The sequence below is a fragment of the Porcincola sp. LCP21S3_C12 genome, assembly GCF_052118625.1.
Taxonomy (GTDB): Bacteria; Bacillota; Clostridia; order Lachnospirales; family Lachnospiraceae; genus Porcincola.
The window spans coordinates 1-323 of record NZ_JBQKGW010000090.1; the positions used below are offsets into that span (position 1 = coordinate 1).

At 37.8% G+C, this 323-nt stretch carries 1 pseudogene; it reads right to left on the minus strand.

The window, feature by feature from the left end:
• Positions 1 to 323: pseudogene (locus ACTQ1N_RS12815) on the minus strand (Fic family protein); the annotation flags it as partial.

The following is a 323-nucleotide window of genomic DNA, read 5'->3' on the forward strand; positions in this document are numbered from 1 at the left end:
CACAAATAGCATCGATTGCAGATGGCGTCTCGTATGGCTCAAGTGGCTTAAACAAAACTACTTTCTCACCTGTTTCAAGTACCATGTCAATTTCATTAGGTGTCGTTTTAAACTGCCCACCATAATTCAGATTCGTATATTTCAACAAATCTCTGTGCATTTGAAGAATATAATTACTACGAACCGGTATAACATCATAGTTTTCATGGACGAGATTCAGCACATTGCGATAACCAAGGATTTCTTCCTCATCCCTATTCTTTGGTGTTGTTTTATCTGCCACAAGCTGCTTCAATCTAGCATTTGTAGTGATAATACCTTCA